2 protein-coding genes are annotated in these 9,816 nt (G+C 57.9%); both read right to left on the reverse strand.

Features of this window, described 5'->3' with window-relative positions; all coding sequences use genetic code 11:
* Positions 1–7,594, reverse strand: a 7,594-nt coding sequence (locus AC0LWT_RS38795; RefSeq protein WP_474687307.1) for an amino acid adenylation domain-containing protein, incomplete at its 3' end; no start/stop codon positions are given.
* Positions 7,595–7,686: 92 nt separating this feature from the next.
* Positions 7,687–9,816 (reverse strand): condensation domain-containing protein (locus tag AC0LWT_RS38800; RefSeq protein ID WP_474687309.1); only part of this gene is annotated, 2,130 nt, incomplete at its 5' end.

Genomic DNA, 9,816 nt, shown 5'->3' on the forward strand with positions numbered 1-9,816 from the left:
AACTTTCCCCGGCGATCCTCTCATCCTGCATGAGGATGACCCGTTCATGCCCAAGATCCGGGTAAGCGCGGTCGGCCAGTACCGCCGCGGCTTCCGCGTTATGCAAAATATACGCCTTGCGGCTCGGCGGGTAATCCGGATCGACCGGCACGTAAGCCGCCCCCGCCTTGAGGATGGCGAGCATCCCGGTGATCATGCCGGTTCCGCGACCGGCCACCAGGGCCACATGATCCCCGCTGCGCACACCGTGCCGCACCAAATGCCGCGCCAGCCGGTTTGACTCCGCCTCCAGCCGCGCATAGGTCAGCGTCCGGCCTCCATGCCGGACCGCCGCATGGTCCGGCGTTCTTGCCGCCTGTTCCTCGAACAGCCCGTGTAGCGTCTTGCCCTCCGTGTAGGCAGCCGCAAGCTCGTACGCCGGAGCATTCCATTCGCGGAGCAGCCGGTCCCCCTCCTCCGTCAGGATCAATGCCTCGCTGCCCAGAATCGGGTTCGCCTCGTCGCACAGTTCCTCCAAAATCCGCACATAGAGCGTGAATACCGTCTCCATATCCCGGTCATAGAAGTAGCTCGGGGCATACTTGATTTGGACACTCATCCGGCCCCCCGCCCGGTGCACCTCGACATCCAGCAGCGTGTTGGTCATTTCGGCGCTCTGCAGCTCCAATCCACCCGATTGTTCCGGACGGATACCGCGCCCCCCTTTACCATAATCCAGGATATGAAAGTCGGTATAATTGAATAACGTATCGAATATCGGATTGAGTGACGGATCGGAACGTTCGCCGATCATTCTGGCGATATCGCTCAGGAACGCTTCCCCGGACTTCATCCGGTAGACCGTATCCGCGACTCTCCTCACCAGCCCCTTCTTGTCTTCATGCTTGCCGACATGCAGCCGCATCGGCAGCGTGTTCAGGAAGCAGCCAAGAATGCGGTCCCCGTCCTCTACAGCAGGACGATCGTGCGAAACGACTCCCGTTACGATGTCCTTTTCTGCAGTTATAATGCGAAGCAGGTACAGATGGGCGCTTAGGCAAAGATCTCTCACGGTGCTTCCGTACGTTCCTGCCACCGCCTCCAGCCTGCTCACCAGCTGCGGAGCCAAAGGTCTCTTGATGATGGCGCTGGATGCGGTGCCTGTCATGGGTTTGCGAGCGATATTAAATGGCAGCTTGCCTCGTGTATAGCCCCCGAGGAATTCCCGCCACCAGTCTCCCGTCTTCCCGTCGGCCTGCCTGAACGCATTCAGCGCCACGTATTCTTTGTACGAGCTGCGGAGCGGAGCCCGCTCTGAAGATGAGGCCGGCGAGGCTTCCCCTCCGGCCGCAAGCTCCGCGTACAATTCCATAAATTCCTGCTGGAACACCGCTACACTCCATCCGTCGAGAGCCGCATGATGGAACGATAAGAGAATGATGGTCTCCTCATCGCCTAACCGAAACAGCCGGAGCCGCCATAATAAGCCGCGGTCTTTTAAATATTTATCGCGCAGATCCGCCCCCCTGCATGCTTCGATATGGGCCTTCTGGGCATCGGCCGAAAGATGCCGGATGTCCTCCAAGACCACATCCGGCTCGAACCGCTTATAAACCAGCTGGATCGGCTCGTTAAAGTTCACCGTATCGAAAACCGTCCTAAGCACGGCATGCCGGTCCAGCAGCCTGCGCACCGTTTGGATGAAGATATCGTTGTCCATAGGACTCATCCGGACGGAAAAGAAGAATTGATCATGATAGATCGGCTGATCGGGCTTCAGCAGCGAGTAGTACACCATGCTCTGCTGGATCTTGCTCAGCGGGTAAAAGTCTTCCAACTCCTGCGAAGCATAAGTCTGGAATGCCGGCGTGCCGCGCAGAGTCTCCTGGAACGCTTCGATCAGGCTCAGGCCGCTCTCCAGCTCTTCGGATTGGCGTTTCGTTCCTGCACCATCCAAATAACGGGCATACTCGCGGATCGTGCGGTACGTATACAGGTCTTTCAGTTGGACGGGGATCTCCAGCTCCAGTTGAATTCGGCTGGCAAGCCGGAGCAGGGTAATGGAATCTCCGCCGGAGAGGAAGAAATCATCTGTGGCGCCCACCTTTTCTTTACCGAGGATCCCACTCCAAAGATGTGCAAGCTGAGCTTCCATTCCCCCGGCAGGAGCTGTGAAGGTTCCCTCGCCTTCCCTCTCCTTGTCCGGCTCCGGCAGCGCCCTCCGGTCCAGTTTGCCGTTTGGCGTCAGCGGCATCCGGTCCAGCTCTACAAAAGATGAGGGCACCATATATATGGGCAGGCTATTCACCAGATGCTCTCTGTACTCCGCAGCAGATAGTTCCCTCCTGGATACGAAATAAGCGCAAAGGGATTTGGCTCCGGACCGGTCCATCCGGTCCGCTACAACGGCCTCAACCACATCCGGATGATTCATGAGCGCTCTTTCAATTTCTCCCAATTCAATTCTGTAGCCCCGAATCTTCACCTGGTGATCCATCCGGCCGAGATACTCCACATCGCCGTTCGGCAGCCAACGGGCCACATCGCCGGTGCGGTACATCCGCTCGCCCGGTATGAAGGGATTGTCCACAAACTTCTCCGCCGTCAGCTCCGGCCGTCCTACATATCCCCGGGCCAGACCAGCCCCTGCTATACACAGCTCGCCCGGTGTGCCGATCGGAAGCAGGTTCAGCTTCCCATCCACCACGTACAGCCGGGTGTTGTCGATCGGTGCTCCGATCGGGATGCGTCCCAGCCCCGGTGCACATTCGAATGAACTGACATCCACGGTCGCCTCCGTCGGTCCGTACAGATTCACCAGCTTCACCCGATCCGGTCCGAACAAAGCGAAGAACCGTTCCACCATAGGACTTGGCAGTGCTTCACCGCTGGCAAACACTTGCTTAAGATTAGAGATTTGTCCCAATGCCCCTTCCGCCGCTTCCAGATCTTCCAGGAACGCCCCGAGCATGGAAGGCACGAAGTGCATCGTCGTCACGCCATATTTCGAGATCGCCTCCCGGATGAGGCTGGGGTCCTTCTCCCCTCCAGGCGTCAGGAGGCACACGCCCGCACCATACCACGACCACCAAAATAGTTCCCATACCGATACGTCGAAGGAGAACGGCGTTTTCTGGAGGATAACGTCCTCTTCGCCCAGTCTGTAGCGTTTCTGCATCCAGTGAATCCGGTTGATCACCGAATGATGCTCAATCATGACACCCTTCGGTCTTCCCGTGGAGCCGGACGTATACATAACGTAGGCGAGATCCGCAGGTCCGCTTACGGGAACAGGATTGTCCGCAGGCCGGTTATTGATCTCTTCATCCCGAAGGTCCAGCACGGTGCCGGAGAACCGGGCAGCTGTGACTTCATCCTCCCCTTGGGTCAGCAGTACCCCCGCCCTGCTGTCCTCCAACATGTAGCGAATCCGCTCCGCCGGATACGCCGGATCTATCGGCAGGTAGGCGCCCCCCGCCTTCAATATGCCGAAGATGCCGATCAGCATCTCTAAGGAACGGTCCGTCCTGATTCCGACAACGGCATCCGGCTTGACACCATATGCCCGCAAAGTATGGGCAACCTGATTGGCTTTGGCGTTCAGCTGCGCATAAGTCAATGCCCGGCCTTCAAAGACTACCGCCACGTGATCCGGCGTGCGTGCCGCCTGTTCTTCGAACAAGCCGTGGATCGTCTTCTCCTTGGGGTAATCCGCCTCCGTGTCGTTGAACTCCTCAAGAATTTGCCGGCGCTCCCCTGAAGTCATCAGCTCAAGAGAGGACAGCGGTCTGCCCGGATCCTCCAGGAGCATGTCGATCAGCCTCATCCAATGACCCGCCATACGCTCTACCGTTTCCCGTTTGAACAGCGCGGAGGCGTACTCGATCCAGAACCGCAGCCCGTCCTCCGTCTCTTCCGCGTTCATCGTGAGATCGAATTTCGCTGCCGCAAAATCCTGTGAATAAGGGGATATCCGCAGTCCGTCGATCGTCATCGGGGATGGGCCCGTGTTGTGCAGCACGAACATCGTGTCAAACAGCGGATTACGGCTCAGATCCCGCGGGAGGTCCAGCTTTTCCACCAGTTCTTCAAATGGGAACTCCTGATGTTCGTATGCTCCCAGCAGCCCCTCCTTGACCTCCTGCAGGTACGACTCGAACGTTTTGTCTCCGGACGGATGCTGCCGCAGCGCCAGCGTGCCCACAAACATGCCGATGAGGGGCTCCAGTTCCGCCTGCAGCCTTCCGGCCACCGGGGTACCGACGATCACATCTGGGCTTCCGCTGTATTTGCCAAGCCATGCCGTATAGGCTGCGAGCAGTACCATATGCAGGGTTGTCCCTGTCTGTCGGGCAAGCTGTGTCAACGCTTCGCTTCGTGCCTTGTCAAGCGTAAAGCTCAGGGAGGCCCCTTGATAGCTCCGTACCAGCGGTCTGCTATAGTCGGCCGGCAGTTCAAGGACCGGAAGCTCGCCGCTGAATACACCCAGCCAGTACGCCTGCTGTTCCCGAATCCTCCCGCTGTCCGTCTTCTCCTGCTGCCATACGGCATAGTCCTTATACTGGAGAGGCAGGGGAGCCAGCGTCTCTCCTTCATACAGCCGCGCGAACTCGTGTGTCAAATGGTTCATGGACACCCCGTCCGAGATCATATGATGCATATCGAACAGCAGCAAATGATGCTCCGGCCCCAGTTCGACAAGACCCGCCCGCAGCAGCGGCGCCTGATCCAGGTCGAAAGTGCGAATGAACCCGCGAATCAATTCGGCAACCTCCCGCCCGTCCCGTAGGGTCGTTTCGAGCTCAAACGGCACCTCCTCATGAATCCGCTGGACGATCTCGCCGTCTTTCATTTCAAAGCGGGTCCGAAGCGATTCATGGCGGCCGATCAAGGTCCGGAAGGCTTCATAGGCCCGTGTCCGGTCTAAAGGACCGTGGATCTCCAGAACCCCCGGCATGTTGTAGCTCAGCTCGCCGCCATCCAGTTGGCTTAGGAGATAGATCCTCTTCTGCGCAGAGGAGACGGGATAGCTCTCTCTCTCCTCCGCACGCGGAATGCCGACATAATCGGTACGCTTCATCCCGTCTATAGCTTGAGCCATGCTTTCAATGGTCGGTGATCGGAATATTTCCCGCAGCGGCAGTTCAACGTTCATTTCTTTGTATATTTTCCCTGCCAATCGAGCCGCCCATAGAGAATGCCCGCCCAATTCAAAAAAATTGTGCTTCACGCCAATATCCGGGAGCTTCAAGACCTCCCTCCAGATCGCGGCAAGCCTTTCTTCGGTCGGATTCCGGGGGGCAGCATACTCGGTGCTGCTCTGCATCACCTTCTCCGGCTTCGGCAGCGCCCGGCGGTCCAGCTTTCCGCTCGAGGTCAGCGGCAGCTTCTCCAACTGCACCATGTAAGCAGGCACCATGTAGGAAGGCAGCTTCCGGGAAAGCTCTTCTTTCCAATCCTGAGCGGCATACGTCGTCTTCATGACCACATAGGCACACAAGTGCTTATCCCCCGTATCGTCCTCTCCGGCTACGACAACGGCTTCCCGCACCCCCTCCAGCCGCAGAAGCTGCGCTTCGATCTCCCCCAGTTCGATCCGGTATCCCCTGATCTTCACCTGATGATCGATCCGCCCCATATATTCGATACTGCCGTCCGGCAGCCATCTCGCCAGATCCCCCGTCCGGTACATCCGCTCCCCCTCATGGAAAGGGTTGTCCACGAACTTCTCCGCCGTCAGTTCCGGCCTGTTCCAGTATCCGCGTGCCAGGCAGACTCCTGCTATACACAGCTCGCCCGCTACGCCTATAGGCTGCAGCTTGGCTGTGCCTTCCTTCACAATATACAGCTCTGTATTGGATATCGGTTTGCCGATGGGAATTAGCGGATACGGCCTGTCTTGTTCGCAAGGAAAGCAGGTCACCTCAACCGTCGCTTCCGTCGGACCGTAGAGGTTGATCATCCTCGCTCCGTTGACCGATCCGATCAAACACTGGAAGCGGGACACCTGATGCGGAGTTAGAGCTTCCCCGCTGGCGAACACGTACCGCAGACTGCTTAATTTCACAGACACTTCCTCTGGGGGCAAAAGCTCCACATATTCAAGAAACAGCTGAAGCATCGATGGGACAAAATGAACGGTAGTGATCCCGGAGCTTGCGATCGCCTCCACCAGCTGCCCCGGATCCTTCTCTCCCCCAGGGGGCAGCAGGCTTACCGTGGAACCGGCCATCCCCCACCAGAACAGCTCCGGTACCGATACATCGAAGGTGAACGCGGTTTTGAGCAGACTGACATCGCCGCTTCCTAACGGAAACCGGCTCTGTCCCCAGAGAATCCGGTTGACCACGGAATGATGCTCGATCATAACCCCCTTCGGGTTCCCGGTGGAGCCCGAGGTATACATCACATACACGAGATCCCTTGGCCCGGAGGATGCCTCCAGATTGCCGCCGTCCCCGCTGCTGCACGAAGCGTCATCGATTAGCAAGTACCGGCCTTCGAAGTTCACCCGGTCTCTGAACCGGGCCGTTGTCAGCAGCAGCTGAATACCCGAATCCTCCGCTACGTACCTTATCCGGTCTTCCGGATGGTCCGGGTCTATCGGCACATAAGCGCCTCCGGCCTTCAGGATGGCATATACCCCGATGACCATCTCCAGCGAACGCTCGGTCATGATCCCTACAAGCCCGCCCGCTCGAACACCTTCCGCCCGCAGCCTTCTCGCCAGACGGTTCGCCCTCTCGTTCAGCTCCGTGTAGGTCAGCCGCTCGTCCCCGCACAGGACGGCCACGCTATCCGGCGTCCGCTTCACCTGCTCCTCGAACAGCCCGTGGATCGTCTTCTCCTTCGGATAGCTCGCAGCCGTATCGTTGAAGGCGAACAGGATTGCGGCTTTCTCTTCCTCCGTTACGAGAACCGTATCCCCGAGAATGAGATCAGGCGCACTTGCCAGCGCGGAGAGCAGCTCCTGCAGATGCGCGGCCAACCGGAGCATAGCTTCCCGGCTGTACCGCCGCTCATTGTAGGTGAGGTCCAGCACAACATCCTGATCCGCCTGATCAAAGAAGAACAACAGATCGAATGCGGCCTGTTCCCTAAATTCCATCGTATGAAGGGGCCTGAACCCCACGATCGTGTGGATTAAGGGTTTGCCATCCGAAGCGGATTGCGTGGTGATCCGCTCAGTATAGTTCCAGAAGGGAATACTCTGATGCTCCATAGCTTCGCTTACGGCTGCCTTGATACCGGAGAACAAGGTCTTTAGTGTGCTTTGATCCGTGACCGTGTTTTTTACAATGACCAGAGAATTGAGGTTCTCCGCCGAATCGTCCGGCTGACGGAAGACCGGAACGCCAAGCAGCATATTGGATTCATTCGTGTAGTGGTGCAGCAGCCCTTCCACTCCGCACAGCAGAATCATGTACAAGGCTAACGGAGAACCGCCGGCGATTTGCATCATCCGCTTGGAGAGCGTGGCCTCCAGGGTCAGGTTGACGGTTTGAAACAGGCTGTCCTGATTTCCGGAAGTCCGGTTATAGGGAAGACACACGATACGATCCCCGCCATCTAGCTTTTGGTTCCAATAGGCAGCTTCTTTACCAAACAGGCTCATAAACATCGGTACGTCCTTTCTATCACATCATAGGATTAGAGTAGGAATGCTGCCGGACTTCAGGCAGTGGGAAACGAAGCCGCGGGTGAAGATTAAAAGATGAGTTCGATGGATTCCAGCTGTGGAACTGTCTTTTTCTGAAAACCGGTAACACGGAGGTCTGCCAAGCGCCGGTCCGGATGGAACGCGATGACCGCCAACAGCTCAAGATAATCTCTTGTCAAGGCTTCGATCGATTTCATAGAGAACAAGGCGGTGCTGTATTCAAACGATCCCTTGAACTCGCTATCTTCAAGCTCCATCGTTAAAGACAGATCGAATTTGGCTGTATGGTGCTCCATGGCATAAGGCCGCACCGAGATGCCGTCAATCTCTGCATTACCGGATGCACTCTCGGCGAAAGCAAATACGAAATCAAACAAAGGATTGCGGCCCGGATCGCGGCGGATACCCAGCTTTTCCACCAATTCGGCGAACGGATATTCCTGATTCTCGAACGCCTCAAGCGTATTCTCCCTTACTTCATGGACATATTCCCGGAAGGTAAGCTCCTTGCGCGGATGGTTCCGCAGGGCCAGCGTGTTGACGAACATTCCGATCATCGGCTCCAGCTCCCCTGATATTCTTCCGGCCACATGGGTCCCCAGAACAATATCTTCATAGCCGCTGTAGTGGGAGAGCAGAACCGTATAGGCTGCCATGAGCGTCATGAACAGGGTGCTTCCCTCGCTTGCGGCCAGCTGCCGCAGCCCTTCCGTTACCGCGGAATCCACCTCGAAAGAGTGCCGTCCCCCCTCGTAGCTTCGCAGTGCAGGCCGGGGGTAAGCAATCGGAAGCTCCATTCCCCGGAGCTCACCGGACAATGACTTCAGCCAGTAAGCCTCTTGCTTCAGGTACTGCTCGCTTTGCATTCTCTCACGCTGCCAGGCCGCATAGTCTTTATACTGGACCGGCAGCGGCGCAAGCTCTTCCCCCGCGTACAGCCGCAGGAAGTCCCGCATGACGATCTGCATGGAAACGCCATCCGAAATGATATGGTGCATGTCCACGATCATGAGGTGCTTCCCGGTCTGCTGAGCGGCCAATCCTACACGAAGCAGCGGCGGCTTCGAGAGATCAAACGGACGGATAAACCGGGAGATCACCTCCTGCATTTCAGGAGCATCCTGCTTCCACGGAATCCTCTCGATTTCGAAAGGCACCTCCGTATAAATACGCTGCACCACTTCTTCCTCATGGATGTCAAACCCGGTCCTCAGCGTTTCGTGACGCTCCATCAGCTTCAGGAAAGTGGAGCGTATCCGGTCCACCTCGATCGGTCCCGTGACCTCCAGAACGTGCGGCATATTGTAGACATCCCCTTCGCCCGACATCGTGCTCACGGTATAAATCCATTCCTGCGGAGCGGACACCCTATAATATTCCCGGTTCGGCAGAACGGGGATGCCCGCGTACTCGGCCTGTTGCGAGCTTTCAACAAGAACGGCTAGTTTTTCCAGGGTCGGCAGCCGGAAAATTTCACGCAGAGGAAGGGCAACCCCCATCTCCTTTTGAATCCTTCCTGCCATCGAAGCAGCCCCCAGCGAGTCTCCGCCGTTCTCAAAGAAATCCTCATGGACGCCGACCCGTTTCAAGCCGAGCACCTCCTGCCAGATCTCTGCGATCTTCAGCTCTACCGGGGTTCGCGGCGCAGTGTAGCCTGATCCGCTATCCTGGAGCTCCCCCGGATCCGGCAGCGCCTTCCGGTCTACCTTGCCGTTCGCGTTCAGCGGCAGCTCCTCCAGCAACACATAGGCTCCCGGCACCATATAGGCCGGCAGCTCCGCCGCGAGGTATTCCCGGACAGCGGCCACCGTCAGCTCGCCCGACGGCACGATATAGGCGCACAGATACCGCTGCTCCCGTCCGTCCAGCCGGTCCATCACCACCGCTTCGCGGATCCCCGCGTGCCGAGCCAGTCGGCTGTCGATCTCGCCCAGCTCCACCCGGTAGCCGCGGATCTTCACCTGATGGTCCTTGCGGCCCAGGAATTCCATGTTCCCATCCGGCAGCAATCTCCCAAGGTCCCCGGTCTTGTACATCCGTCCCCCTCCCGGGAGGAACGGATCAGGCAGGAACGCCGCCGTCTTCGCCTCGTCGTTCATATATCCGCGGGCTACGCCCACGCCGCCGATATACAGCTCGCCGACCACGCCCCACGGCACCCTCTCCAGGTCGTCGTC

It is taken from the genome of Paenibacillus sp. sgz302164, from assembly GCF_056120505.1.